25 protein-coding genes are annotated in these 26,882 nt (G+C 56.8%); 17 read left to right on the top strand and 8 right to left on the bottom strand.

The genetic code is table 11. The annotated features are described in order from the left end of the window. Window positions 1-11 precede the first annotated feature (11 nt). The 7 genes from KIG99_RS07330 to tssJ all read right to left on the bottom strand — a co-directional run bounded on the left by KIG99_RS07330 (window position 12) and on the right by tssJ (window position 4,451). Window positions 12-305: a hypothetical protein gene (locus tag KIG99_RS07330; RefSeq protein WP_226459558.1), complete on the bottom strand. Its 294-nt coding sequence runs from the start codon at window positions 303-305 to the stop codon at window positions 12-14. A 263-nt stretch (window positions 306-568) separates the two neighbouring features. After that, on the bottom strand, window positions 569-802 hold the full coding sequence (locus KIG99_RS07325) for a hypothetical protein (RefSeq protein ID WP_226459557.1): 234 nt from the start codon (window positions 800-802) through the stop codon (window positions 569-571). A 29-nt stretch (window positions 803-831) separates the two neighbouring features. Next, the gene (locus KIG99_RS07320) at window positions 832-1,191 is read right to left on the bottom strand and encodes a hypothetical protein (protein WP_226459556.1); all 360 of its coding nucleotides are present in this window, start codon (window positions 1,189-1,191) and stop codon (window positions 832-834) included. 87 nt (window positions 1,192-1,278) lie between these two features. Next, window positions 1,279-1,620 carry a contractile injection system protein, VgrG/Pvc8 family gene (locus KIG99_RS07315; protein ID WP_226459555.1) on the bottom strand — a complete coding sequence of 114 codons (342 nt, stop codon included), beginning with the start codon at window positions 1,618-1,620 and terminating at the stop codon, window positions 1,279-1,281. A gap of 117 nt (window positions 1,621-1,737) precedes the next feature. Further along, window positions 1,738-2,514, bottom strand: coding sequence for a type IVB secretion system protein IcmH/DotU (gene icmH / locus KIG99_RS07310; protein ID WP_226459554.1), 777 nt, complete (start codon window positions 2,512-2,514; stop codon window positions 1,738-1,740). Next, on the bottom strand, window positions 2,511-3,854 hold the full coding sequence (tssK, locus tag KIG99_RS07305; protein WP_226459553.1) for a type VI secretion system baseplate subunit TssK: 1,344 nt from the start codon (window positions 3,852-3,854) through the stop codon (window positions 2,511-2,513). The genes icmH and tssK overlap by 4 nt, the downstream gene beginning before the upstream one ends. A gap of 15 nt (window positions 3,855-3,869) precedes the next feature. Further along, window positions 3,870-4,451, bottom strand: coding sequence for a type VI secretion system lipoprotein TssJ (tssJ, locus tag KIG99_RS07300; protein ID WP_226461800.1), 582 nt, complete (start codon window positions 4,449-4,451; stop codon window positions 3,870-3,872). Between the two features lie 209 nt (window positions 4,452-4,660). On the opposite strand from tssJ, the gene KIG99_RS07295 reads away from it, so the two are divergent. The 16 genes from KIG99_RS07295 (at window position 4,661) to KIG99_RS07220 (ending at window position 24,013) form a co-directional block, all read left to right on the top strand. Next, window positions 4,661-5,287, top strand: a complete 627-nt coding sequence (locus tag KIG99_RS07295; RefSeq protein ID WP_226459552.1) for a tetratricopeptide repeat protein — start codon at window positions 4,661-4,663, stop codon at window positions 5,285-5,287. Window positions 5,288-5,363: 76 nt separating this feature from the next. Beyond that, entirely contained in the window at window positions 5,364-5,879 is a 516-nt protein-coding gene (gene tssB / locus KIG99_RS07290; protein ID WP_226459551.1) for a type VI secretion system contractile sheath small subunit, read from the top strand. Beyond that, window positions 5,876-7,360, top strand: a complete 1,485-nt coding sequence (tssC, locus tag KIG99_RS07285) for a type VI secretion system contractile sheath large subunit (RefSeq protein ID WP_226459550.1) — start codon at window positions 5,876-5,878, stop codon at window positions 7,358-7,360. Before tssB ends, tssC begins: the two co-directional genes overlap by 4 nt. Window positions 7,361-7,391: 31 nt before the next feature. Beyond that, window positions 7,392-7,928 (top strand): Hcp family type VI secretion system effector, encoded by a 537-nt coding sequence (locus tag KIG99_RS07280; protein WP_226459549.1) that lies wholly within the window; start codon window positions 7,392-7,394, stop codon window positions 7,926-7,928. A 48-nt stretch (window positions 7,929-7,976) separates the two neighbouring features. After that, complete coding sequence (gene tssE / locus KIG99_RS07275; protein WP_226459548.1) at window positions 7,977-8,456, top strand: type VI secretion system baseplate subunit TssE; 480 nt, start codon at window positions 7,977-7,979, stop codon at window positions 8,454-8,456. Further along, window positions 8,457-10,289 carry a type VI secretion system baseplate subunit TssF gene (gene tssF / locus KIG99_RS07270; RefSeq protein WP_226459547.1) on the top strand — a complete coding sequence of 611 codons (1,833 nt, stop codon included), beginning with the start codon at window positions 8,457-8,459 and terminating at the stop codon, window positions 10,287-10,289. Next, window positions 10,253-11,317, top strand: coding sequence for a type VI secretion system baseplate subunit TssG (gene tssG, locus KIG99_RS07265; RefSeq protein WP_226459546.1), 1,065 nt, complete (start codon window positions 10,253-10,255; stop codon window positions 11,315-11,317). Before tssF ends, tssG begins: the two co-directional genes overlap by 37 nt. Before the next feature lie 27 nt (window positions 11,318-11,344). After that, complete coding sequence (tssH, locus tag KIG99_RS07260; RefSeq protein ID WP_226459545.1) at window positions 11,345-14,065, top strand: type VI secretion system ATPase TssH; 2,721 nt, start codon at window positions 11,345-11,347, stop codon at window positions 14,063-14,065. 30 nt (window positions 14,066-14,095) lie between these two features. Then, window positions 14,096-14,569, top strand: a complete 474-nt coding sequence (locus KIG99_RS07255) for a hypothetical protein (RefSeq protein ID WP_226459544.1) — start codon at window positions 14,096-14,098, stop codon at window positions 14,567-14,569. 149 nt (window positions 14,570-14,718) lie between these two features. Beyond that, window positions 14,719-17,610: a type VI secretion system Vgr family protein gene (locus KIG99_RS07250; protein WP_226459543.1), complete on the top strand. Its 2,892-nt coding sequence runs from the start codon at window positions 14,719-14,721 to the stop codon at window positions 17,608-17,610. Window positions 17,611-17,623: 13 nt separating this feature from the next. Further along, on the top strand, window positions 17,624-18,574 hold the full coding sequence (locus KIG99_RS07245) for a DUF4123 domain-containing protein (RefSeq protein WP_226459542.1): 951 nt from the start codon (window positions 17,624-17,626) through the stop codon (window positions 18,572-18,574). Between the two features lie 11 nt (window positions 18,575-18,585). After that, the gene (locus KIG99_RS07240; RefSeq protein WP_226459541.1) at window positions 18,586-21,279 is read left to right on the top strand and encodes a T6SS effector BTH_I2691 family protein; all 2,694 of its coding nucleotides are present in this window, start codon (window positions 18,586-18,588) and stop codon (window positions 21,277-21,279) included. After that, window positions 21,276-22,007, top strand: a complete 732-nt coding sequence (locus tag KIG99_RS07235; RefSeq protein WP_226459540.1) for a putative type VI secretion system effector — start codon at window positions 21,276-21,278, stop codon at window positions 22,005-22,007. The genes KIG99_RS07240 and KIG99_RS07235 overlap by 4 nt, the downstream gene beginning before the upstream one ends. 66 nt (window positions 22,008-22,073) lie before the next feature. Then, window positions 22,074-22,805 (top strand): putative type VI secretion system effector, encoded by a 732-nt coding sequence (locus KIG99_RS07230; protein WP_226459539.1) that lies wholly within the window; start codon window positions 22,074-22,076, stop codon window positions 22,803-22,805. A 66-nt stretch (window positions 22,806-22,871) separates the two neighbouring features. Then, entirely contained in the window at window positions 22,872-23,627 is a 756-nt protein-coding gene (locus KIG99_RS07225) for a putative type VI secretion system effector (protein ID WP_226459538.1), read from the top strand. A 110-nt stretch (window positions 23,628-23,737) separates the two neighbouring features. Beyond that, window positions 23,738-24,013 (top strand): hypothetical protein, encoded by a 276-nt coding sequence (locus KIG99_RS07220; RefSeq protein ID WP_226459537.1) that lies wholly within the window; start codon window positions 23,738-23,740, stop codon window positions 24,011-24,013. Window positions 24,014-24,131: 118 nt separating this feature from the next. Here the strand turns inward: KIG99_RS07220 and KIG99_RS07215 are convergent, their stop codons facing one another. Further along, the gene (locus KIG99_RS07215; protein WP_226441312.1) at window positions 24,132-24,473 is read right to left on the bottom strand and encodes a hypothetical protein; all 342 of its coding nucleotides are present in this window, start codon (window positions 24,471-24,473) and stop codon (window positions 24,132-24,134) included. A 249-nt stretch (window positions 24,474-24,722) separates the two neighbouring features. On the opposite strand from KIG99_RS07215, the gene KIG99_RS07210 reads away from it, so the two are divergent. Further along, window positions 24,723-26,864 (top strand): UvrD-helicase domain-containing protein, encoded by a 2,142-nt coding sequence (locus tag KIG99_RS07210; protein WP_226459536.1) that lies wholly within the window; start codon window positions 24,723-24,725, stop codon window positions 26,862-26,864. Window positions 26,865-26,882: the final 18 nt, after the last annotated feature.

The raw sequence follows: 26,882 nt of genomic DNA, 5'->3' as shown, positions 1-26,882 counted from the left end.
ATCGGATCGGCCTAGTTCGGGTTGGGTTTTTTTGGGGCGAGTAGCTGGAGGCGCAGGGTCACTTCTTCGCCAAGCAGCGATCCAAGATCGAAAATAGCATTGGTCGAGACACAATCGATTTCAAAGCGAAAGGGCTCGGAGATGGCTTCGCGGCCGTTGAAGCGTTCGACGATTAGCGCAGCATCGTGCAATGCAGTCTTGAGTTCGAGCAGGCGGGCGTGCTGGCTGAACAGGGGAAAAAGTGAAATGCTGCGGTCAACTGCAAATTTCGGCGAAATTTGCAGTTGACCGTAAGAAGATAGCATCAGAAATTAATCGATGAACTCACCGCGCTTGAAGTCGCGATCCGGAAACATTGGTTGTTTCTTGGGTGGCTTTGGAACCAGCCAGCCATTTGCCGTGGCCTAGGCCATGATGCCCGGTGCTTCGCCGTTGGGGTATTCGTGGAGGCAGACCCAGACCTTGCCGTGTTTGCCGATGGCAGGTTTGGGAGACACGTCGAAGCGGCCCCAACCGATGACCGGGCGGATGTAGGAGAATGGACCGTATTTGTCCTTGCCGTAGGAAGTCACGTTAATGTAGGGGTGCTTGTCGCTTTGCAGGTAATAGCCCCATTCGCGGCAGCCGAAGTTGCCGTTTGTTGAGTGGCTTTTTGCGGAGAACTTTTTTTGTGGCGTTCGTCATCCCCTTGGATCATGCTGCAGATTGCCGGAATGTAGGCAATCTCGGAATCGCTGCTGCCGGTATACCACTCGCCCAGCAAAAACTGCATATCCTGCGGATGGTTGCCGGGCGCCAGCACCAGATTGCGAATGCGGTTGAGATGGCCGCTCAGTTTGTGAGGCCAGGAATAATGCGAGGTAACTTCCGCTTTTGGTTGAAGGTGACGAGTACCGTGCCGATGGCATGATTGTCTTGGAGAGCGCCTTCTTCCGCATCGGTGAGGATGGAGGTAGTAAGCGGAAAGATCGGTTCCTGGTCTTGAGTTACATTAACGTCGCCTTTATCGAATTCGTTCTGGCCGAATTTGCGCCATCTTTTGTAGTCGTAAGGGCTTTCAATCTTGATCACATAACGGAATTCCCACTGGCGTTCGATCCATGTATGTGACCCCGGTGTCTCGTTCGCTGAATACGCGACAGATGATGCGGTGCAGAACAACACGGCGAATAGCAATTGCAGGTGCTTCATCCAGCAAGATTCTGCGCGGGAATAACAGAAACTGAGTGACATAGAGTTTGTTCCTTAACGGATCTTCGGTTCATGCTTCTGCGTGACCTAGCTGGTCCAATTCGCCTCCGGATAGTCGGCGAAGATCTGGCCGATGATGTCGATCACGGTTTTATCCTGAAACAGATAGCAATCCCGACGCTGTGCCAGGAAAGCGAGGAAGGGTTCCATGATCAGACGATAACGGGCGAGACCGCCATCGGCGCCGAGTTGCATGGTCTCAGTGACGTAGCCGTGCCAGGCGCGCCTGCTGCCATCGGCCAGCAGGAGGCGCAGGGTGATTTCTGCGCCAAACAGCGATTTGAGGTCGAAGAAGGCATCGGTGGAGATGCAGTCGATTTCGAAGCGGAAGGGCTCGGAGATGGCTTCCCGTCCGGAGAGTCGTTCCACAATCAACGCCTGCTCGGGCAGTGCGGTCTTTAGCGTCAGAAGACGGTTTTGCTGGGAGAGAAAGGTCTCAAGGTGAGAGTTCGTTTAGGGGCGGTTGTGTCGAAAAGTCGACGAAAATTAGGGGAGAGTTATGCTCAGCGTTGGAGCTCGTGGTGCCAACTGAACGATAGCGTGATAAGGAGAGAGTGCCTGCTCGATTTTGCGCTGTGCATGCCAGTTCAGGCCAACGTAGGCGATCAGCCCGAACAGCGCTAGTACGGAGCCGATTACCCACATTGGTATTTCTCGCTTGAGTGCATTCGAAATGGAATCCGGTGCTTCCCAGTGCGCGGCAAAGGGTGTCGGTTTTCCTTTGATATGAGCGATTTGTTCGCCCAGTTGGGAGGTCAGGTACTTGAGTTTCTCTGGTCCTTCCAGTAGAAACTTTCCCTTGAATCCGGCCAGCAGGCACATGTGGAATACTTCGAGCGAATTAATACGATTGGCTCCACCATTTCGGGCCACTTCTAGCTTGCTGAAGAAATGCTCCCCTGCCAACTGATCGCCGAACAAAACGAGTTGCAGCGGTCGACGTTCCCAGGTATCCCGAATGTTCATGTTCGATGACAGGATGGTTTCGTCTATTGATGCGCAAAGGGCATATTTTGCGTCGAAGATGTCTTCGCTGTTGAAATTACCCTTCTTGGCCACTTTCTCGAAATTGTCGAGAAAGTTCTGGATGCGGGAGGAAAATTCGGCTGCATCGCTTGGCCTACTTCGATTGTGCAGCAGGATCAGCAAATAAAAGCCGTCATACAACAAATCGACGAGGCTGTTGGAGGGGCCGGGGAGTTGATAGTCTCCACGGGCAGGAGAGGGCGCATTCGCGAACAGGCTGGGGGCAATGGAAGTCATGAGGTCACGGCGATCATTTCAATGTTCAGGTCTTGGTAGCTTTCCGGTATGTAAATCATGACCGATTGCGCTTTTTGCATGCGTTCGTAAAGTGCGCCATGCGCATCAAGGGAGAAATAACAAGCTCCGGGGCGGACAGGGATTGCAGCAGGCATTTGCGCGGCATGGCTTAGACGAACCCCTGACATGGCTGATAGAACGAGTTTTTCGACATCGTCCGGTGCGCCAACCTTTATGCGCAGCGGGACAGATTCGATAATTTCCGATTGAGGGTGTGAGGCCGAAATGGACAGGTAAAATGCGGTATCGTCGGTGATTTTTTCGGAATCAAAATGCCCTGAGTAGAAGGATCGCTTTGCCTGAGTCAGAGCGATAGCGAAATATTTCGTTGAAATGACCGTGTCAAGGAGTTCCCTCAGTATCGTGTCGATACGCGCAAAGCCAGGGGCGGGGTGTAAATGGTCATAGGCGGGAAGATCATTCAGAGAGTGGCTCTTTGAGAAGGTCATCAGGCCGCCGGCCAATCGCAACAATTCCTGGAATAGGCGTTCGGGGGGGCTTTCGGGAGTACGAAACAGATGCGTCAAGCTTGCGCAGGCGCTGCTGGCCGTGTGCAATAGCCAGAAAGAAGCAATGTCACCCGAACGAAACTCGATGATGTTTTTTGAGGGTTCCCGATGGAATCCGTACAGGGCATCCACCTTGGCCAGAAGGGCGTCAATTTGGCGGCGCAACATCATGTACAGGGGTGGGGCACTGCGTAAGCTGATTGAGGGAGGGAGAAAATTCGGGTCGCTTTCAAAACCATTGCTTGGCGTCCGACGAATTCTGACGATAGGTATCGTCTGGAATTGATCGCGCGATTCGTTGGCTGATTTCAGATGGGAGATTTTGCGCAGCGTTGCAATCTCAGCTTCTGCTGCATCAGTAAAGAGGTCGTAGGACTCCTTGCCTACTATCAGATAGCGGGCCTGGCCCGTATTCGTTGCGGTTTCAGTGCAATTGCCACCATGAATGTTGATATGGTGAAGCGCCAAGAAGAAATCAACGGTCCCATCATTTTCCACAGCCAAGTCCAGTGCGACAGGCGGGGGCAACTGGTCAACGTCGGGGGCAATCAGGAAGTCCCCGTTCGGAAATACAACGTCGATGCGATTGAAATGAAGAACGCCATTCTTTAACGAATCTACGTCCAATTCAAGATCACGAACCCCCCAGGCGAAAGGCTGAGCCGTCAAGAGTGTGCGTTGGTTCAGTGCTTCACTGTATGCATCCTGCTGCTGGAAATGTTGCGGACGGAGAAAAAGTCCTTCTCCCCAAAGTGTCTTTGCATATCGCATATGTGTGTAAGGTAGCTATTTGTTGCACTGCACCCCGTTCAACGACTGCGCTGATTCGGAGCTGATGGTTGTTATCAATACGCCCTTGCTGGCAGTTAGAGAGCAGCTATGGGCGCCTATGGTGATTCCTTGGTCAACGGATTGTTTTGCATCAAATGCCAGTTTCCAGCGATTGGCATATGGTTCCCGAAATACGCCGACAACACCAATTGTTGTCCCTTCTTCTGGAACTTTTAGTATGAATTCATACGATTTTTCAGGGATCAAAGTGATTTCTCGGACGGAAATCAAGTCCTCTCCCAAGGCTTCTTTCTCGCTTTCTGGCGAAGAAATCTGCGAATACGACAAGGTTTTAAGACGTTCAGAAGCACGAAAAATATAGATTTTTAATACCAAGGACAGCGATTTTCGGTTGCTTGTGGTGTTGAGCTGCTCCCCAGCGAAAATTCGGATGGGGATGTCATATTGTTTGTTCTTGTTGCCGGAGTCTTTTTTGAGGACGCCGCTTGCTTCCAGAGCAATGCTGACGGCAGATCCGACTAGTTGAGCGCCTACCGAAGCACAGCCGCCAAGTGCCAGTAATGCGAGTAATGCAATTGCAGATGTGGTAGTGCGGATGGCTGCGCCCTCAATGGTGTTGTCATTTTAGCAAATCGGGTTGGGGATTTTGTCGATAGTGCAAAATGCATTTGTACTATATGCTATAGTGCTGAATTATGCATTTGGTAATTTACTATTTTGCCATTGTTAATGCAATCTGTATTGTATGCAATTGCAATTATGTTGAGTGTTTCGAGGGAGTCGCAATGTTGGGTCTCGGCAGATTTACCACTGTTTTTCTAGTGTTTCTGTGCATCATTTTGTCGGGCTGTACTACGACAGGTTCAAACAACAAGTTGGATTTTCCGACCTTGATGGAGCAATCTGACCTGAAGGTGGATTCCTTGCTAGCAAAGGGCAATCAGGAAGAAGCCATCGGGGTGTTGGCCGATGTCGCCAAAAAGAACCCGACCAGAAAGGAGCCTTGGCTTCGCATGGCGAAGGCCTATTTTGATGCGGAAAATTATGGTCAGGCGATTGTTGCCTCGGATGAGGTTTTGCAGCGCGATTCCACGGACCGGACAGCTAAGAGCATCCTAGCCGTCAGCGGATTGCGCGTGGCTACACGCTCCTTGACTGAACTTAGGGCTGATGCAGAACTGAGAGGAAATGCGCGCAGCGATGCTGTCAGTCTTGCTAAGGCGTTGCGGGAGACCTTGCAAGAGGATGTTCTGGTCCCTTCCGCCGATCTTGAGGCCAAGAGGAAACGGGATGCAGCGGCTAAAGCTCGCATGCTAGCAAACCCCAGACAAAAAGCGGTTGCTCCGGTTGCAAACCCAACCCCTGCCAGCGGGGGGGCAAGTGGCAGCGATCCGTTCAGCGTCCTTAAGTAAGGTTATCGATTGGGTTTCTGCAATGTAGGGCCAGAAAATCTGATCATGGTTTCGAATATTCATTTGGGAGAATTTTGTGGCGAAGAAGGAAAGTGTTCAGAAGAAGTTGCAAAAAATTCGTCCGCCTCGTGTTCAGTTAACGTATGACGTTGAGCGTGGCGATGCGATCGAACTCAAGGAGTTGCCTTTTGTGGTTGGCGTCCTTGGCGATTTTGCCGCTCAGTCCGAAGTGCCCCAGGGCAAGGTTCGAGATCGAAAGTTCGTCAATATCGATATGGATAACTTTGATGATGTGATCGACGGCCTGTCTCCGCGTATTGCCTTCCGGGCGAAAAATCGCTTGACCGTCGACGGCGGCGAACTGGCGGTAAACCTGACATTCAAGAAATTTGAAGATTTTCGTCCAGAGGCAGTTGTGGAACAGGTTGAGCCATTACGCAAGTTGTTGGAGGCGCGCTCTAAGCTGGCCGATCTTCGCAACAAACTGGCGGGCAATGAAAAGCTTGAAGATTTACTAAATGATGTTCTGAATAATACGGAGCAGTTGCAAAGCCTCGGTAGCAACTCCGATAACGGGGGGGGCGCTAAATGAGTGCCCAACAATCAGCATTGAGTGCGACTGCAGATGTGATTGAAACCGGCCTCCTTGATCAGATTATCGAAGAGAGTCGGGTTGCTCAGTCTGAGCAGGAAAAGGTGCGCGCCAAAGATATTATTAGCGAATTAGCCAATCAGGTTCTGGTCGGTGAAGTTGTCGTTTCCGAAAATCTTGCTGCCTCGCTCGACGCGCGCGTCGCTGAACTCGATAGCCTGATTTCCGAGCAGCTAAGTGAAATCATGCACGCGCCTGCATTTCAGGAGCTCGAAAGCGCTTGGACTGGCTTGCACTACCTGTGCAAGCAGACCTCGACTGGCGTGCAGCAAAAAATAAAGCTGATGAGCGCCTCGAAGCGCGAACTGGTAAAGGATTTCAAGTCAGCGATCGATTTTGATCAAAGTGCACTGTTCAAAAAAGTCTATGAAGAAGAATTCGGTACTTTTGGTGGCGCGCCGTTCGGTTCGCTGATCGGTCAGTACGAACTGACGCGGCAACCAGAAGATATGTACTTCATCGAACAGATGTCGCATATAGCAGCGGCTTCCCATGCGCCGTTTATCACTGCAGCGGCACCGCAGTTATTTGGTCTTGAAACCTATACCGAGCTAGGTAAGCCGCGTGATTTGGCTAAGGTATTTGATACCGTCGAATACGCAAAATGGAAATCCTTCCGCGAATCGGAGGATTCGCGCTATGTCGGTTTGGCTTTGCCGCGCTTCCTGGGGCGCCTGCCGTACAACCCGATTGACGGTGAGGTTACAGAAGGGTTCAACTTTGTTGAAGAAGTGGATGGGACCGACCACGACAAATATCTGTGGTGTAACGCTTCCTTCGCTTTTGCGGCACGCCTAACCGATGCTTTTGAAAACTATGGCTGGTGTGCAGCGATTCGTGGGGTTGAGGGCGGAGGGCTGGTTGAAGACTTGCCGACGCATACCTTCCGTACTGACGATGGTGAAGTGGCGCTCAAATGCCCGACTGAAATTTCGATTACCGATCGCCGTGAAAAGGAATTGAGTGACCTCGGCTTCATTCCTCTAGTGCATTGCAAGAATACGGATTACGCAGCCTTCTTTGCGGCCCAGTCGGCGCAAAAGCCGAAAAAATACGATACCGATTCGGCCAATGCCAATGCATCCCTGTCAGCACAGTTGCAATACATGTTCGCCGTTTCGCGGATTGCGCACTACATGAAGGCAATGATGCGCGACAAGATCGGCAGCTTTGCTTCTGCTGCGAATGTTCAAACCTACCTGCAACGGTGGATCGATCATTACGTCACTGCGGATGATTCAGCATCTCAAGAAACCAAGGCTCAATTCCCCCTGCGGGAAGCGTCCATCGAAGTCAGCGAAGTGCCCGGTCGTCCCGGTGTCTATCGGGCTGTGTCGTTTATCCGGCCGCACTTCCAGCTTGACGAACTCTCGGTGTCCCTGCGTCTCGTCGCCGAGTTGCCGCAATCTGGCAGAAACTGATGTTTCCTAACTTCCAAGGAGAAAGCACGACATGAAAGATATTTACGTTGAATTCAAGGGTAGCGACATCAAGGGCGACTCCCGCGATGCAAAGCATAAAGACCAAGTTGAGGTTTCGAGCTGGAGCCACTCGATGCGCCAGCCCAAGTCGGCAACGGCCTCAGGCTCCGGTGGTCATACCGCCGAACGCGTTGAACACGGTGAAATGATCTTCACCAAGGACATTGATGGTTCCAGCCCGAAGCTGTATCAGGCTTGCTCGTCAGGCTTGGTGGTCAATGACGTAATTGTCTATTTTTATCGTGCATTCGGTGGCAAAAATACGACTGGCAACCCGTCTGGTACGCAGAATCGTCATCAGTACCTGAAGATCGAACTGAAAAACGTCATCATCGCCTCCGTTTCGCCGTCGGTTGATGGTGAAGGCGTGCCGCAAGAAGTGTTCTCGCTGAAGTACTCCGCTGTTAAGTGGACCTACGACGAGCTCAATATCGATGGCACGAAGACGGGCAAGGTCAACATCCAGGGTGCCTGGAACCTTGCCAAGAACACGCCGAACCTGACCTGATCCAAATATTTGTGGAAAGTACGGCGGAAACGAGTTTCCGCCTTTTTTATGATCAAAGGTTTCGAACCTTCCCTGTTTGACAAGCTGTTTGACGATCTTCCCCTAGGAGCTGTCCGGCGTCGTTTGTCTCTGGAGCAACTCAAGGATTCGGTCGCCAGAGATCTTGAAGCTTTATTGAATACCCGAGTGGTGTTCGAGGAGTCTTTTGGCGATGATTTTCCGCTTGCTGTGCGCTCAGTAGCCGGGTTCGGCATGTCTGATTTTGCCGGATTCAGTTTGGCCAATATCTATGACCGTGGGCGCATCTGTGCTTCCATAAGCTCGGCAATTGCTGCTCATGAACCGCGCCTGCGCGATGTGCAAGTTGATCTTGAGTTGCATCGCAAGGCCGTGAACGCCCTGTATTTCTCAATCAATGCTGTGCTGTTTGTCAGGCCAGCGCAGGAGCCGGTCGCCTTCGATGCATTGTTGCAGCCGACCAGCCTGCAATATTCCGTAAGCCGGCATCGACCGCGCGTAGGGGCTTAATTGGAAGATCTACTTCCCTATTACGAGCGAGAGCTCACCTTCCTTCGCCAGCATTCCCGCGAATTTTCCGAACGTTATCCCAAACTGGCCGCGCAGCTTTTGTTATCCGGCGAGGGGTGTGATGACCCCCACGTTGAACGGATGATCCAGTCTTTTGCGCTGCTAACCGCGCGCGTCTCAAAGAAGCTGGAAGACAGCTATCCGCAATTCACCGAAGCGCTGCTGAATGTTCTTTATCCGCATTATCTGAGGCCTTTTCCAAGTTGCTCCATTGCCTATTTCGACCATGGTGGCAGCGAACTCTCGTCGGTGACGACGATCGTGCGCGGAACAGAATTGCAGTCGCGGCCGATCAAAGGTGCCGTCTGTAAGTTCCGTACGGCCTGGGATGTAAAACTGGCCCCCGTTACCCTCGGCGATCTCGATTTCGATCCGATTGCGACAGCCCCCAGCGATGTGCGTTTGCCTGTGGGTTGCAATGCCATTCTCTCCTTTTCACTATCTGTGCGAGGGGCGAACACCAAGGCCGGATTCAGCAAGCTCGACAAGCTGCGGGTGTACATTGATGCAGAACCTTCCGTTGCTTCGGCGCTGCGTGACGCACTTTTCCTGCGCAAGCTGAAAAGTTATGCGGTCGGTGCGGACAAGCGGTGGCGTGTGGTACGTGATGGCTTGATCGGCGAAGTCGGTTTCGCCGAGCAGGAAGCGCTCATCGAAATGCCGGACACGGCACACGGAGCCTACCGTTACCTGACCGAGTATTTTTGTTTTCCGGAAAAATTCAATTTCTTTGATCTCAATATTGGGGAGTTGCCGTCGAGCCTGCTTGGCGAAGGGAAGATCACTCTGAATCTTGCGCTGGGTGACCTGCGTGCCGACAGCGACGCATCGCGCCTGCTGCAAACCCTGACCGCGCAAAATCTCCGCCTTGGTTGCGTGCCTGTCGTCAACCTGTTTGACCAGCGTGGAGATCCGATCCGGGTCAGTAATCGCCAGTCAGCCTATCCAGTTGTGGCCGACGGTCGGCGTGCCTACGCCTTCGATGTATATTCCATCGATTCGGTGAGGAGGGTCAGGCAGACGCCGCAAGGCGAATCCATCACCGAGTTCCGGCCGTTCTTCTCGTTGCGCCATGGCGAAACGCCGGATCAGAATGGCTATTACTGGTATGCCCTGCGCGATCATTTCGTCGCCGAGAGCAGCCCGGGCTACGAAACATCGCTCTCCATCGTCGACGCTGATTTCGACCCCGTGCAACCGAAAACCGATGTCATCAGCCTGCAACTCACGTGTACCAATCGTGAACTACCAACCCTGATGTCGGTTGGCATGCCATCAGGCGACCTATTTCTCGAAGGCGGTTCCAGCGTGCGCGCCATCAAGCTGCTGCGGAAGCCGAGCCAGCCCTGTCGTTTTGATCATCGACGCGATGGGCAGTGGCGAATCATCTCCCACCTTTCACTCAATCATCTGTCATTGACCGGAAATGGCCTCCCGGCTTTCCGCGAAATGCTGGCTTTGTACGACCTGCCAAGAACGGCGGCAACCCGTCGGCAGATTGAAGGCGTGCTCAACATCGAACAACAGGACAAGACGGTCTGGATGCCCGGCAAGCCTTTTGCCTGTTTTGTACGCGGCCTTGAGGTTCGTCTCTCCATTGATGAATCGAGCTTTGTCGGTAGCGGTCTGGACGTCTTTACCCGCTGTATCGACCATTTTCTTGGGCTTTACGTCAGTCTCAACAGCTTTATCCAGCTAGTCGTGGTTTCGAATCGAACCGGAGAGGAGTTGATCCGATGCGCACCCCGCAACGGCGAATCGATCCTGGCGTAGTCGAGCAAAGTCTGCAGACTCCTGAACGCTACGAGTTCTTCCAGCTTGTGCGCCTGTTCGAGATGGTTTTCAACAAGGAGGCACGAGGCCTCGGTAGCGATGTCGTCAGTGAGCGGATTCGTTTCCGCAATTCGCTGCGCCTCGGCTTCGCGCCCAGCCAGGTTGACGCCATGGTGGGGCGCTATCGTCAAGATGAAGACGGGCTCGAAACCGGCAAACTAGATCAGGTCGAGATCACTCCTAGTTTCATGGGCATGCTTGGTATCAACGGTGCCTTGCCAATTCACTACACCGAACAAGTCATTCACCACGAGCGTTTCAAGCGCGACCCGTCGGGACGGGCTTTTCTCGATCTGTTTACCAACCGGGCGGTCGGCCATTTCTATCGTGCTTGGAAGAAATACAAGCTCCCCATTCTCTACGAGACGGATCGCCGCAACCGGTTTTTGCCGCTGATTCTCTCTTTGGCCGGCCTTGGCTATGATGCCTTACGTGAACGGATGAGTGAGGCGCCGGGTGCCATCGACGACGAATCGATTGCCTTCTTCGCTGGCCTGCTTCGTCAACAGCCGGTTTCTTCCGAAACACTGGAAAGGGTGCTGGGCGGTTATTTTCGCGAGAAAGTGGTGATTGAGCAATTCGTCGGGCGCTGGTACATCGTTCCTACTGACCAGCGCTTAACGCTTGGCGGCAAAAGTTCCTCTCTGGGCGGCAACATGCTGGTTGGCGAGCGCATCTGGCAGCGCAACCTGCGCATCCGCATCCACATCGGACCGCTGACCCACGAGCGCTACATGGCCTTTCTGCCAAAAGGCGAGATCGCATACGCCCTTGAAAAAATACTCACATTGGCGACTGGCGGCCAGTTCGAATACGAAATTCGGCCAATCCTGCGCGCCGCTGACGTCAAGCCGGTCAGCCTCGGCGTGCCCAACAGCGCCCGTCTCGGATACGACACTTTCATGCTGACAAAGCCGGCAACGAGCGACCGCAGCGATACACGCTATCTCACCCATTTTATTCACTAGATATCTTTCGGGCACCAGACCAACGCAATGAGCACATCACTCAAAACCCTGATCAGCAAACTGAACAGCACTTGTCGCCAGGCAACCGAACGCGCCGCCAGTCTGTGCATGGCACGCGGCAACTATGAGGTCGATCTCGAACACCTGCTGATGGCATTTCTTGACGATCCCAGCAGCGACCTGATGAAGGTGCTCCGGCGTTGCAGTATCAGTTCGACAGGTCTGGAACGGGAACTAAGTCAGGAAATCGATCGATTCAAGAATGGCAATACCCGGACGCCAGTGTTTTCGACGCATATTCCAAAACTATTCGAACAGGCTTGGCTGATTGCCTCGCTCGATGCCCGTTTGCCGCGTATCCGCTCCGGCCACCTGCTGTTGGCGTTGCTGACCGAACCTGAACTTTCCCAACTGGCATTCCGTGGGTCGAAACTGTTGGCCAAGGTGCGGCTGGATGAACTCAAGCACAATTTCGACAAGATGACTGAAGGTTCGGCAGAAGCGGCCGAAGTCGCCGGCATGGGGGAAGCTGGCAGCGTAGCCGAGAGCGCAGGCGAGGGCGACGATCCCCTGCTCGGTGCCAGGTCGCATGCAGGCAAGAGTCCGGCTCTTGAGCAGTTCACCACCAATCTCACGCAGCGAGCGCGTGATGGCAAGGTGGACCCGGTGATCGGGCGTGACAGCGAAATCCGTCAGCTCATTGATATCCTGATGCGTCGCCGCCAGAACAATCCCATCCTTACCGGCGAAGCCGGGGTAGGCAAGACGGCAGTTGTAGAAGGGCTGGCCCTGCGCATTGCGGCTGAAGATGTCCCTTTGCCGCTGGTCGGTGTCGAGCTGCACATGCTCGATATGGGACTGTTGCAGGCAGGTGCCAGCGTCAAGGGCGAATTCGAGAATCGCCTCAAGAATGTTATCGATGAAGTCAAAAAAAGCCCCAAGCCGATCATCCTGTTCATTGACGAAGCGCACACCATGATCGGTGCTGGTGGCCAGTCCGGCCAGAACGATGCTGCCAACCTGCTCAAGCCGGCATTGGCGCGCGGAGAGCTGCGTACCGTCGCCGCTACCACCTGGGCGGAATACAAAAAATATTTCGAGAAGGATGCCGCATTGGCCCGTCGCTTCCAGGTCGTCAAAGTCGAAGAGCCGAGCGAGGCGCTGGCTGCGGCCATGCTGCGCGGCATGGTTCCGCTGATGGAAAAGCATTTTGGCATCCGTGTCCTTGACGAAGCGGTGACCGAAGCCGTCCGCCTCTCGCACCGCTACATCAGCGGCCGGCAACTGCCGGACAAGGCGATCAGCGTGCTTGATACCGCCTGTGCCAAGGTTGCCCTCGCGCAGAGTTCGACCCCTGCCCTGATCGACGAAGCCGACAAGCGCCTGCTCCGCGAACGCGCCGAACTCGCCGCCCTGCAACGCGAAGCCGCCAGCGGCGCCTGGCACGATGCGCGGATCAATGAACTCAATGAACACATCGCCGCCATCGAATCCGACCTGAGCATTTTCAAGACGCGCTTCGACCAAGAAAAAGCGCTGGTCAGCAGCATCTTGCACCAGCGCACCCAACTGGAGGAGGGGCTCCAGATCAATCCTACGGTCAACCCGGAAAAAGCCTCCAAAATCAAAAGCCGCAAGAAGGGCGCCGAAGCCACAAGCGTCGATGGCGAACTCGACCAAGCCTTGCTTCGCCTGCGCGAACTGCAAGGAGAAAACCCCATGGTGCCCTTGCAGGTCGACGGCCACGTCGTCGCCGAAATCATTGCCGCCTGGACCGGCATCCCGCTCGGCAAGATGGTCAAGGACGAAATTAAGACAGTACTTAACCTCAAACCCGCGCTACAGGAACGGGTGATCGGCCAGGATCACGCGCTGGAAGCGGTTGCCCAGCGTGTGCGCACGGCGCGGGCCAATCTTGAAGACCCCAACAAGCCGAAGGGCGTCTTCATGTTCGTCGGGCCTTCCGGCGTCGGCAAAACCGAAACGGCGCTGGCCCTGGCCGATACCCTCTATGGCGGCGAACGCAAGCTGGTCACCATCAACATGAGCGAATACCAGGAAGCGCACAGCGTTTCCGGCCTCAAGGGCTCGCCGCCGGGATATGTCGGTTACGGTGAAGGCGGCGTGCTGACCGAAGCCGTCCGGCGCAATCCCTACAGCGTGGTCTTGCTCGACGAAGTAGAAAAGGCCCACCCTGACGTCCTAGAACTCTTCTTCCAGGTCTTCGACAAAGGCGTGCTCGATGATGCCGAAGGCCGCGAAATCGATTTCCGCAATACGCTGATCATCCTGACCAGCAATGTCGGCTCGACCCAGATCATGCAGGCCTGCCTCAACAAGCGGGCAGCAGAACTGCCGGTGGCCGACGACTTGGCCGACGCCTTGCGGCCGGTGCTGTTCAAGAGCTTCAAGCCAGCCTTCCTCGGCCGCATGAAAGTCGTACCCTACTACCCGATTTCCGATGATGTCCTGAGCAAAATCATCTTGCTCAAGCTGGGCCGGATTCGCGACCGAATTGCCGCCAACCACAAAGCCGAATTCCTCTGGGACGACAAGCTGATCGATGCCGTGCTGGCGCGCTGCACCGAAGTCGATTCCGGTGCCCGCAATGTCGATCACATATTGAACGGCAGCCTGCTGCCCAAAGTCGCCGAAGTCGTGCTGGCCCGCATGGCAGAAGGCGCCTCGGTCGAGCGTATCCGGGTTACGGCGAGCAAGAACGGTGAATTCAAATACACCATCAAGTGAAAGCACAATCTCTGCAATGGAGGTCTCACCATGCTTAACCTGCACTACCTCCCAATCTCCTCCGTCTATCGTCGCAGCGCCGCCCTGAGCGAGTCGGCGCTATTTGCCGAACTGGGCTGGGCGGATCGCTCAGGTTTGCCTGGCTATGTGCGTAACGACGCGCTCCTGTTGAGCCTGGCGCTCATCGCCTCGGGCGTCTCCGTGCCGGGACGATTCCCGATCGGCAGCGGCCGGCTTGTCGGCAGCAAAGCAGAAACCTCGGCCCACCGCCTCATCGAATATCTAAAGAGTCGGCATCAGTTCCCAGAAGCCATCACCTTTGAAGGCGACCTGGAAACGGTCGCCGATCAACTCTTCGCTCGGCGGGGTATCGTCGCCTTCATCCGCGATGCTGGCCACAACGGCGCCCGCCTTGACCTGTTGAACGGCCACAACGCGCATCTCGTCTGCCGTGAAGTGCAAGTGCTGCCGCCGCTTGAAATCCTTTTTTGGCCGCTTGATTGATACCGGATATCAGGTGTTTTTTTCATCCACCTTTGAATTATTTGGCATAGGCATTCATCATGTCGGTCTGGCAACTCGGGCCTCAATTTCTTGTCGCTCCGTGTCTCACAAAATAACCCGATTGCACCCCGTCCTTTAATGGCGCAAAGATGAACAGTACGCTTGAAACACTCGCCGGCGGTGCCGGTTGGAGCCAAAATGCCCGCCTGCTGAAGCTGACCACGCCAGCCGGTGCCGATGCATTGCTCGCAGAATCCGCCCGCATCGTCGAAGCCCTCGGCCCCATTCCGGAGTACGTCGGCTTTCGTATCGACCTCACCGTGCTCAGCAGTAACGCGCACCAGTCCTTGACCGCCCTGCTCGGCCAACCGGCCCGTCTGGATCTGCAAACCGCCGGCCTGCGCCAGTTCCCGCGCCCCTTCCACGGCCACATCACTGAAATCGTCCGCCTTGGGGCCAACGGCGGTTTTGCCCGCTACCGGCTGGTCATCGAACCCTGGCTCGCCTTCCTTGGCCACCGGCGCGACAGCTACCTCTTCCAGGAACGCAGCGTCATCGACATCGTCGACGAACTGCTCGGCGACTGGAAATCCCAAGGCAAGCTGGCGCCCGCGTGGCGCTGGGACCTCGCCGACGTCACGGCGTACCCCAAGCGTGGCCTGACTGTGCAATACCAGGAAACCGACCTCGACTTCCTCAAACGCCTGCTCGCCGAAGAAGGCCTCTTCTGCTGGTTCGAACACCAAGCTGACGACGGCGAAACCCTAGGTAGCCACACCCTCGTCATCGCCGACCACAACGGTGTCTTCGCCGACAACGCCCAGACCACCTTCCGCTTCACCCAACCCGGCGCCACGCTTCCCGAGGACAGCGTCGACCGCTGGCATGGCCTGCGCCAACTCGACACCACCGAACTCAATGCCGTCAGTTGGGATTACCGCAGCCTCTCGGCCCGCCCGCAAAGCGCCGTCAGCCGCATCGAGAATGCCCCGAAAGATGGCAAGCCCCACCGCCTCATCGCCTACGATGACCCCGGCCAATACGCCTGGCAAAACGCCGCCCACGGCGAGCGCATGCTTGGCAACCAGCGCCAGGCCCTGGACGCCCGCGCCAAGCAATACCACGCCGGCAGCACCGTCCGCACGGCCGCCCCGGGCACCTGCTTCAGCCTCGCCGAGCACGCCGAGCATGACCGGGATGGCGCCGACGCCCGCCGCTTCCTGATCACCCGCATTACCCACCGCGCCCGCAACGCCCTGCAAGAAGCCCGCTTGGGGGGCAATCTCGCCGAATCCGTACCGCAAGCCCTGACCCGCGGATTCGACAGCACTGCTACGGTCAACCCGAAAAACAACCCAAAATCCAAACAGGCCGAATCCGATCCCTTCAGCCCGGACGAAGACACCAGCGTCGACCTCTACCGCAACGAATTCCAGGCCATCCGCGCCAGCATTCCCTGGCGCCCGCTGATGGCAGACGCCAACGGCCGCTGGCTCAACCCGCGCCCGACGGCCGGCGGCATGCTCACCGCCGTCGTCGTCGGCCCTGGCGACCCCACCCACACCGACCGCGACGGCCGCATCCGCGTCCAGTTCCCCTGGCAACGCGGCAGCCAGTCAGCGAGCCGCAACGCCCACCCGACGGGTTCAGACAACGCCCCGGCCAGCAACAATCTCGGCGTCTGGCTGCGCGTCATGACCCCGGTGGCCGGCGCCAACTGGGGCGGTCACATGACCCCGCGCCCCGGTCAGGAAGTCCTCGTCGCCTTCCAGAACGGCAACATCGACCGTCCCGTCATCATCGGCACCGTCTACAACGGCCAGGGCTGCACCGATGCCCAAAGCAACCAACTGGGCAGCGGCACCATGCAGGCCAGCCCCAATGCCCCCGCCTTCTTCGCCGGCAAGGAAGCCGAACCCCACACCCACAGCGCCAGTCTCTCCGGCCTCAAAACCCAGCAACTCAACGCCAGCCAAAGCGGGCAGGGGGGCTACAACCAACTCGTCTTCGACGACACCCCCGGCCAGCCGCGCATCGAACTCGGCACCACCGAACAACACAGCCGGCTGCAACTCGGCCACCTCAAACAACAAGACGACAACGCCCGCCTGGCCGATCGCGGCCACGGTGCCGAACTCAACACCCAGGGCGCCCTGGCACTGCGCGCCGGCAGCGGCCTGCTGCTCAGCGCCGACGCCCGGCCTGGCGCCAGCAGCCACCACCTTGACAGCCGCGAGCCCATCGCCCAGACAGAGAATGCCCAAAGCCTCACCCACAGCCTGGCCGACGTCGCCCAGAAACAAAACGCCCACCTCAAAGGCGACCCCCAAGCCGACAAACTCCCGGTCAGCGAAGGTCTGACTCACGCCCTTGAAGTCCTCAACGGCACGCAAAGCCACAATGCCAGCCAAAGTAGCGAAAGCAGCCAAAACGACATCAAAGCCACCGGCGGCGGCAGCGGCACCGTCCCCGCCTGGACGCAACCGCGCCTGCACTACGCCGCCCCCGGCGGCATCGTCCAACTCACCCCGGCCAACCTCATCCTGGCCAGCGGCAAGTGCCTGAGCCTGGGCGGGCAGGACATCAACCTGATCGCCCAGGGCAATCACAGCCTCGCCGTCAAAGACGGCATAGCCCTCTTCACCGTCGGCAAAGCCAACAACAAAAACAAACCCAACCAGGAAACCGGCATCCACCTCCACGCCGCCAGCGGCAGCATCAGCCTGCAAAGCCAAAGCGGCAAGACGACGGCGGCGGCAGACAAGAAAGTGACCATCACCAGCACCACCGGCAGCCTCAACGCCAGCGCCAAGAGCCACATCCTGGCCACGGCGCAGGGGGCTTATTTGAAGATCGAAGGCGGCAACATCCAGCTGCATGCACCGGGGAAGGTGGAGTTGAAGGCGAGTCAGAAAAACCTTACCGGGCCGAAGAGTTCGTCGAGCAGTGCGAGTCTGCCGAAGGCGGGGGAGTTGAAGGGGTGCGCCTCGTCCATGAAACAGGCAGCCGGGGAGCAGTCCGCTTCGGTCGATCTCGGATAAGGCTGTTAAGTCGATGAACATTGCCGCAATCGAAGTACGCGTTGCTGAGCTGAATGATCTATTGCATAGGGAACTCGTTTCAGCCCAAGGCCGTTGCTGGTTACTACTTGATCCCGTTCTGCGTCCAGTTATTGACGAATCGCCGCTTGGGCGCCTGCTGGTAGACTCTCCTCTCATTCGTGTGCCAAGCGCTGGCGATCCCGATCCATCGTTGATGCCGCTTCTAGTTGAGTTTGAGCCAGCCAAGGCAAGCGACCACGACCTGATCTGGCAAAGCCTGCGCGAAGCGCTCGAAGAACTCGTCCCCGCAACGCTGGCACAAGGTGGTGGACGCCGGATATGCGGCTGGCTGGAAAGCGATGTCGACGGCAAGACATTGGCCCGGCACATCGCAGCACAGATGATCCAGCCACATGGCGAAGCCCGGCGCCGCCTTCTGCGCTGGCATGACCCTGCCGTGCTATGGGCAATCTGGCCGCTCCTGAAGGCAGGACAACAGACGACCTTGCTCGGTCCGATCACCTCCTTTCGGTTGCTCAATCCCGTCGGGCAATGGGTACGGTTAAGCCCACCGCAACCTGCTACCCACCAAATACTTGATCTTGAGAATGAGCAATGGCGGCGCATCGAATCCATCGCTGCGCTCAACGGTGTTCTACGCGAATTCGACTTAATGTCGCTATCTACCGCAGAGATCGACAATATGCGCGACAACGCCATGGCAGCTTTGGGTAGGGCTTTGTACCTTGGCTTCATTGATAGCCGGGATCAGCGTGCCTTTGCCCGCCTCGCCCTGACTGTTCATGCGGATTTCGATGCCCATCCGTTGGTGGCAGAGCGCCTTGCCAAGCGGGTAAAAGATGACTATTTCACCGCGCTCGTCGATGACCTGAGCGCCGAACACTGGGCGCGCATCCGGCAAGACAAAACCACGTCCGCTCCCCGACAAGCTCCGAAACAATAGGAAAATCACCTATGGCAGTCTCCAAAACCCCCGGCACCTGCGACCAATGCAAATCCACCGGCCTGCCGCTCCTGCCAGTGCGCTACGCCGTCGTTCCTAAGGACGTCAAGCCCGGCCTGCCCGCATGGGCGAGCGGTGAGCGGGTCAAGGACGTAGCTCTCGGCGAAGACTTTGCCTATGCTTTGCGTACCGTGCGGGAAGGCTATCTCTACCTCTATTACAGCAAGAATGCCCGGGGCTCCAACCAATGGGAGTGCTACACCGTTTGGGCTGATGGTTGTCTGCACAAGCAGGCCGATACTGAATTGACCGTTCCATCCTTCGCACCAACCTTCCAGTGCTCTCGCGAGGGGCACAATCCGCTCAGCGTGCACTATCTGGTGATCGAGAAACCGGAAAAGTGCGGCACCACCTGGATTGCCTTCAGCGATCACAAATGGAGCAAGGAAACCGTCACTGAATACCAGCAGAATGCCAAGCTGCGCGATGCCCGCATGCAACAGATCGAGCCGGCGGCCATGGCGAAAGGGACGAAGCAAGCGCATGGCGCCATTGTGGAGGCAGCAGCCTTGAACGGCGTGCTGGAATACGCGCCTGATTTCGATGCCTCGAAACTGCCGCATGAAGCCGTTGCCAACCCTTTCAGCGAGGAAAACGGCAGCTACAAGGCCGAAAGACTGAACAAACTCAGCACTCGCTACCCGCTTAACCTGCGCAAGGGAGAAGCCGAAAGCACTGTCAAACACATGAAGCAGCGGGGCAAAGAAGCGACACCCCATGTTCTTGCCCTGTGGGACGCCATCGGCATCGTGCACGAACTCAACGGCTTCCGTAATGACGCCGCCGGCTGGCTCAACAAGTACGGTGAAGAACGGGAATTGCAGATTACTGCGGTCAACGCCATTGAAGGCACCCAAAAGGCGTTGGAAAAAAAGCAGCAGGAAAGCATGAGCCAGCATCAAAAACGCGTCATGGGACGCGGCGCTTTTCAGGACACCATGCGGGTCAAGCCCAACCCGCGTGGCTGGCCGGAAACGGCGCGCTGGGAGCCGTTTACCGCCAGGGAAGATATCCTCAAGCATGGTCTCGGCATGGGCTATGTCGTCCTACCGCAGGCGCATATCGACCAGAGCATCGCCCAGACATGGGGCAAGTACGAAGCCAAACTCGACAAAACCGCGCTCGCCACCTTCAAGAAGCACTGGAGCGGACTACTGGAAAAGGCCGACACCATCATCGACCGACGTACGGTAGCGCTGGTGAATTGGTTGGAAGCGCCGCTTCTGATCGACAGTCTGGAAGATTGCAATCCGAAAAATATTGAAGATGGCCTCATCTTTGAGCAAGCCGTTGGCGACGCGATCTTCGGTATGGGAAGCAGCAAGACCGGGCAGAAGAAAATCGACGCCTGGATTGCGCAAGCCAAAGCAAGTATCAAGAGCAACCTGTTGTGGCGTGCAATTGCACTCAATCAGGAAATCGGGATCAAGGATGTCGACGCGGCACTGGTGCTGGCCGAGCAGCACAAAGACCAGCGTACGATAGCTAGCGCACTGAATACCGAAGGCATCGTTGCCAAAACACTCAAAGCGTTTGCCGACACACACAAGAAAGCCTCCAGCGTACTCACTGGCAACACCAGCGCCAAGGGCGAGGCCGGTAACGTGGCTTTCGGCGCACGCATCAAACCGATCAAGACCCGCGACCTCGATAAATTGGCCACTACGGTTGGTGATCGGGTGCTCGCCCACTTCAAGGTGGATGGCTTGGCAGACCATATCAGCGAAAAGATCATGCAACACATGTTCAGCATCCGCGCCATGGTCGACCCCAAAGATTCGCTGGCGTTGGTTGTTGCCCAAGCGGCGGCAGAGCCGGCCTCTCGCGGCCATTTGTTGCAACGGATGAGCGTAACGGAAACCTTTCTTGGCGCCAGTACAGCGGAAATCAAGACGGCTCAGGCCGACAATCTCAGAAGTGCCTGGCAGAACTTCAAGGGAACAGCCAAAGGTGCTGACGCCATCCGCGATGCCAGGTTAGCCGTGCTGGTCATGCTGATCGAGGGCTTGAACTTTCAGAAACTACTGGCCGAATGCAAGACGAAGGGGGACGGGAAAACATACTGGAGCCTGGCGGCATCCAGTATGACCATCTCCAGCGGCCTGTTCGACATTGCCAGCGTACCGGCCAAGAACGTCTTTGGAGCGGAAAGCTGGAGCTATCAAAAGATCAAGTTGTATGGCGGGGTGTTGAGTGTGGCGGCGACGGGGGTTGGGGTGGGGTTGGATGTGTATGACGCAAGCAAATCTGTTTCCTCTGGGAAGGTGGGTATTGCGTTCCTTTATGGAGTTAAAGCTGGTTTGGGTGGTGCAAACTTAGCCTTAACGGCAGCCACAACCTTCACCTACGCAGCCCCCCTCATCGGTCGTCTAACCGGAAACCCCGTTTACGCTGGTGCCGCCCGCTCCGTCAGTGTGCGTGCTGCAGCGATCATTGGTCGCCGCATCCTCTTTATGTCAGCCGGTGCCTGGCTTACCGTCGGCATCTTCGGCATTCAGGTATTTATCTGGATATTTACTGACGATGACCTACAGTCGTGGTGCGAACGATCCGCTTTTGGCCTGAAACGTGATTCTGGCTGGACGCCCAAGCGCCAGATGGAGGAGTACACGGAAGCGCTGAAATCGGTAGGGGTTGGCTCATGACGGATTTCTTGCCCCACCCCAATGCAGATGGGTTAGTCAAGCTGAGTGGCACGATTCGTAATCTCAAGGTTGCGCGTGATACGGCCAGTTTTGTGTTCACCGAAAGCGACCAGAGCAAAATGGGTGTGATCGCGATTGCCGCAGCCCTGGCTGATATGGGTGGACAGGCGATGTCTACCGCCAGCAATGCCGGCGCGATGGAAGAGGAGGCTGACTATCTGGAATTCGACCTGGATGGGAAGCCCGTTAAAGGATGGGTCTGGCGTAATCCGTTTCGGGAAGGCGATGTTGTGGAGGTTGCAGCGAAGAATGCTGACGACCATTGGGAGGCTTATGGTGTGGCAAGGCCAAATGACAGAACTGTGGCGCTTTACCCGCATTGTTCAAGGGGAGCAAGAAGCCACATGGCAAATTCAATTAAATGGTGGATGAAAGGGGGAGCGGGATTCTTATTATTCATTCAGATCCCAATTTTTTTATTCATATTTGGCCCTAAGTTATTCCAATATAAAGAATTGTATTTTTCGATAACTGGCCTGATGCTCTTCTTCGCCCTAATGGCCTGGTCACTCACCCGCAAATGGATGCCCTTCGTCCGTCTGGCGGAGAAAGTTTTTCGCGCCCTTGATCTTCCCGATCCATCGAATATCGATCTCGTAAAAAGCTCGAAAGCGCAGCGTACTGAGCAAGACCCCGGTGAATTCGGCACCTTCTATTTCCGCTACTAACCGGTGGCTGCTGAAATGCTGCCGGCCACAATATACCGAAGCCCTGAAGTCGGTTGGGGTGCGGGCATGACGGATTTTTTACCGCACCCCAATGCTGACGGACTGGTCAAGTTGAGCGGGACGATTCGTAACCTGAAAGTAACCCGCGATACGGCCAGCTTTGTATTTACCGAAAGCGACCAGACCAAGATGGGGGTGATCGCCATTGCAGCAACCATGGCTGGCATGGGTGGGCAAGCGATGTCTGCGGCCAGCAACGCCAGTGCGATGGAAGAAGAGGCGGACTATCTAGAGTTCGAGCTGAACGGTTTGCCCGTGAAAGGTTGGGTTTGGCGGAATCCTTTTCGGGAGGGTGATGTCGTCGAGGTCGCGGCAGAGAACACAGGCAAGATTTGGGAGACCTACGGAGTAGCGAGGCCGCTAAATAGGACAATTGCACTTTATCCTCATTGTTCACGGGGTATAACTCGTCACTTTACGAATGCCGGGAAATGGTGGTTCATTGGCGGTAGCGGTGCCATTTTGTGCGTAACACTGCCTCTTGCGTTGATCACGGTGGGATTAGCCGCGCTTAAGGAGCCTGAGTTTTATTTCTTAACGCTCGGGCTAATGGCCTTCTTCGCCCTAATGACCTGGTCCTTAACCCGCAAATGGATGCCCTTCGTCCGTCTGGCGGAGAAAGTTTTTCGCGCCCTTGATCTTCCCGATCCATCGAATATCGATCTCGTAAAAAGCTCGAAAGCGCAGCGTACCGAGCAAGACCCCGGTGAATTCGGCACCTTCTATTTCCGCTACTAACCGGTGGCTGCTGAAATGCTGCCGGCCACAATACACCGAAGCCCTGAAGTCGGTTGGGGTGCGGGCATGACGGATTTTTTACCGCACCCCAATGCAGAAGGTCTGGTCAAGTTGAGCGGGACGATTCGTAACCTGAAAGTAACCCGTAATAGGGCCTGCTTTGTCTTTACCGAGAGCGACCAGACCAAGATGGGGGTGATCGCTATTGCTTCCGCGATGGTGGACATGGGTGGGCAAGCCATGTCGACCGCAGCCAACGCCAGTGCGATGGAGGAAGAAGCGGATTTCCTTGAATTCGAGCTGGACGGAAAGCCGGTCAAGGGTTGGGTCTGGTGGAATCCCTTCAAGGAAGGCGACGAGGTTGAAGTGGCAGTGGAATGGCGAGGCGAGCATTACGAGTTTTGCGCCGTTGCGCGACCAGAGGACAAGATCGTGGCCCTGTATCCCCATTGCTCGCGGGGAAGCGCTAGCCATTGGCGGAATGCGTGGAAGTGGTGGATTTCGGGCACATCGCTAGCTTTGTTCTTTTGCGGGGGGCTCATGGAAATTTGGGGCCGCTTCATTTACGACTGGTCCCCATTCTTTAACGAAAAAATGGGGAGCATCATGGTATTGGGCTTTGTCGGCTTCTTCTACCCCGTCTTCGCCCTAATGACCTGCTCCCTTGCCCGCAAGTGGATGCCCTTCGTTCGCCTGTCAGAAAAGGTATTTCGCGCTTTCGGCTGGGAGAAGCCGGCGAGCGTTGATCTGGTCAAGCGTTCGAAGGAAGGCAGGAAGGGCGATGAGAAACCCGAATACGGCGTCTTCTATTTCCGCTATTGATGACTGAACATGCACACCCTCATCATCGAGAAACCGGAAAAGTGCGGCACTCCTCGGCGACTGGAAGACCCAAGACCGGATCGTCCCCGTTTGGCGCAGGGGCGACGAGCATGGCGACGACAGCGACGACAGCGACGACAGCGACGACAGCGACGACAGCGACGACAGCGACGACAGCGACGCCGACGGTCGACCCCGAAAAAAGCCAAAAAACCAAAACCCGCACGCAGCCGGCTGGCGAAACCCATGGCGCTAGCGCACGCGACCAGGCATTGGCGCGCCTGCGCGAACTGCAAGGCGAATCGCCGATGGTACCGTTGCAGGTCGACCGCCCAAAAATCAGTCAGCCAACCCATGAACTCCCAGCCCCCGGGGGCGGTCATTAAGACTCTTCCCCCGGACGCCAGCGTCCATCACCGACCGAACAACTACTACCGAAACCGTCGCAGTCAGCCGGAGCCTGCACGCTCCCGCCAACCGGCGACCGGTTTCAGCGGCGTCCGGTCAGGCCGCTTTTTTTTGCGGGTACACCGTTTCCCAGGACGTCTGCCAGAAGCGGTAGGCGTTCTCGGCCGCGGCCAGCGAGAGAAGCGACATGCGGGTCTGGTGATGCCACATCCAGGACAGTTGCGGCGCCGGGGTCAGGGCGTATTGCGGTGTGCCGCCGACTTCGTTCTCGACGATGGAGAGGAAGCGTTCGACGGTCAGGCCCCAGTATTCCGAGCCTTCGGTCTTGCCGGTGATGTGTTCTGCTTCCGAGACGGCGCGACGCCACAGCTTGAGCGCGAGCTCGTCGCTGATGCCGGCCTTGCGGGCGATCCAGGGCAGTATTTTTGGTGCTTTCATGCTGTTACTCCTTTTATTACATTCTTCGTGGGGGTGACCACTAGCTGTTTCGATTGCCTTGTGGGCAAAAAGTTTTGTGCACTGCAATATATTTTTTGCCAAGTATACTTGCGCGGTTTTCATCGTGCGTAAAAAAACGTTCGACGGAAATTGCTGCGTTGCACAATTGCAACAAATTGGTAATACCAATTATCCGCGTGGTATTTTCCGGCGCTTTAAGCGCCTGTAGTTCCGACTGAAAATCGAGTCATGTCCGACCTTCTCGCCAACCTGAATTCCCCGCAGCTGCAGGCCGTTACGCTGCCGCCCGTGCATGCCCTGATCCTGGCCGGCGCCGGCAGCGGCAAGACGCGCGTGCTGACCACGCGCATTGCCTGGCTGATGTCCACCAACCAGGTCGGACCACACGGCCTGCTTGCCGTGACTTTTACCAACAAGGCGGCCAAGGAAATGACGGCGCGCCTGGCGGCGCTGGTGCCGATCAACACGCGCGGCATGTGGATCGGTACCTTCCATGGCCTGTGCAACCGCTTGCTGCGCGCGCACTACCGCGAAGCCGGGCTGCCGCAGACCTTCCAGATTCTCGATACGGCCGATCAGCTGGCCATGGTCAAGCGCCTGTTGAAGAACCTGAACATCGACGACGAGAAATATCCGCCGCGCGAACTGGTGCATTTCATCAATGCGCACAAGGAGCAGGGTATCCGCGCTGCGCAGGCCGAGGCTTACGACAATTTCACGCAGAAGCGCGTCGAGCTGTACACCGAGTATGAGAACCAGTGCAACCGCGAAGGCGTCGTCGATTTCGCCGAACTGCTGCTGCGCTGCTACGAGCTGCTGCAGCGCAACGAGCCGCTGCGCCGGCATTACCAGGAGCGTTTCCGCTACATCCTGGTCGACGAGTTCCAGGATACCAACAAGCTGCAGTACGCCTGGCTGCAACTGCTTGCCGGTGGTGGCGCCAAGGTCTTCGCGGTCGGCGACGACGACCAGAGCATCTACGCCTTCCGCGGTGCCGAGGTCGGCAACATGCGCGATTTCGAGCGCGAATATGCGGGTGAAAACATCATCCGTCTCGAGCAGAACTACCGCTCGCACGGCAACATCCTGGCTGCCGCCAATGCGCTGATCAAGAACAACCGCGAGCGTCTCGGCAAGAACCTGTGGACCGATGCCGGCGAGGGCGAACCGATCCGCTGTTTCGAGGGCTATTCCGACCTCGACGAGGCGCGTTTTGTCGTCGAGGAAATCCGCGAACTGGTGCGCGACGGCATTTCGCCGACCCAGATCGCGCTGCTCTACCGCTCCAACGCGCAGTCACGCGTGCTGGAAAACGAACTGTTCACGAAGAACGTGCCGTACAAGGTCTATGGCGGCCTGCGCTTCTTCGAGCGCCAGGAAATCAAGCACGCGCTGGCCTACCTGCGCCTGCTCGGCAACCCGGACGACGACACCGCCTTCCTGCGCGTCGTCAATTTCCCGACACGCGGCATCGGCGCCCGCTCGCTGGAAAACCTGCAGGCTACGGCGCACCAGATGAATTCGAGCCTGTACAACGCCGCCGCTTCGCTGACCGGAAAGGCCGGCCAGACGGTCGGTGCCTTCATCCGCCTGGTCGAGCAATTGCGCGTCGAGACGGAAGGCCTGCCGCTGCCGGAAGTGGTCGAGCATGTCATCGAAAAATCCGGCCTGGCGCAGCATTACCGTACCGAGAAGGAAGGCCAGGACCGGCTGGAGAATCTGGACGAACTGATCAATGCCGCCGCCACCTTCGTCGATGACGAAGGCGCCATCGGCGAGGGCGGGGCGCTGGTTTCCTTCCTGACCCTCGCTTCGCTCGAAGCCGGCGAGCATCAGGCCGGCGAAGGCCAGGAAGCGGTCCAGCTGATGTCGGTGCACGCCGCCAAGGGTCTGGAATTCGACGTCGTCTTCATTACCGGTCTCGAGCAGGGCCTGTTCCCGCACGAGAATTCGGTAAACCAGGGGCGCGACGGGCTGGAGGAAGAGCGCCGCCTGATGTACGTCGCGGTCACCCGCGCCCGCCAGCGCCTTTACCTGACCTGCGCCCAGACCCGCATGCTGCACGGCCAGACGCGTTATTGCGTGCCGTCCAGCTTTCTCGACGAAATCCCGGAAAACCTGCTCAAGAAGCTCAACAAGAAGGCCGAGCCAGCGTCATCGGTGCCCGCCTTCGGCCAGTTCGGCGGCGGCTATGCCGAACCGGTCAGCGGTGGCCTGCGCATCGGCATGAGCGTCGAGCACGCCAAGTTCGGGCTCGGCGTCATCGTATCGACCGAAGGGCGCGGCGCCGATGCGCGCGTCCAGGTTAATTTTGGCGGCGCCGGCATGAAATGGCTGGCCCTGGAGTACGCCAAGCTGACGCCGGTTTGAGCGCCCGACTGCCGGCCC

This window comes from Quatrionicoccus australiensis (genome assembly GCF_020510425.1).
Classification (GTDB): Bacteria; Pseudomonadota; Gammaproteobacteria; order Burkholderiales; family Rhodocyclaceae; genus Azonexus; species Azonexus australiensis_A.
The sequence above is the reverse complement of the archived record's forward strand: the minus strand, read 5'-3'. Positions and strand labels throughout refer to the sequence as shown.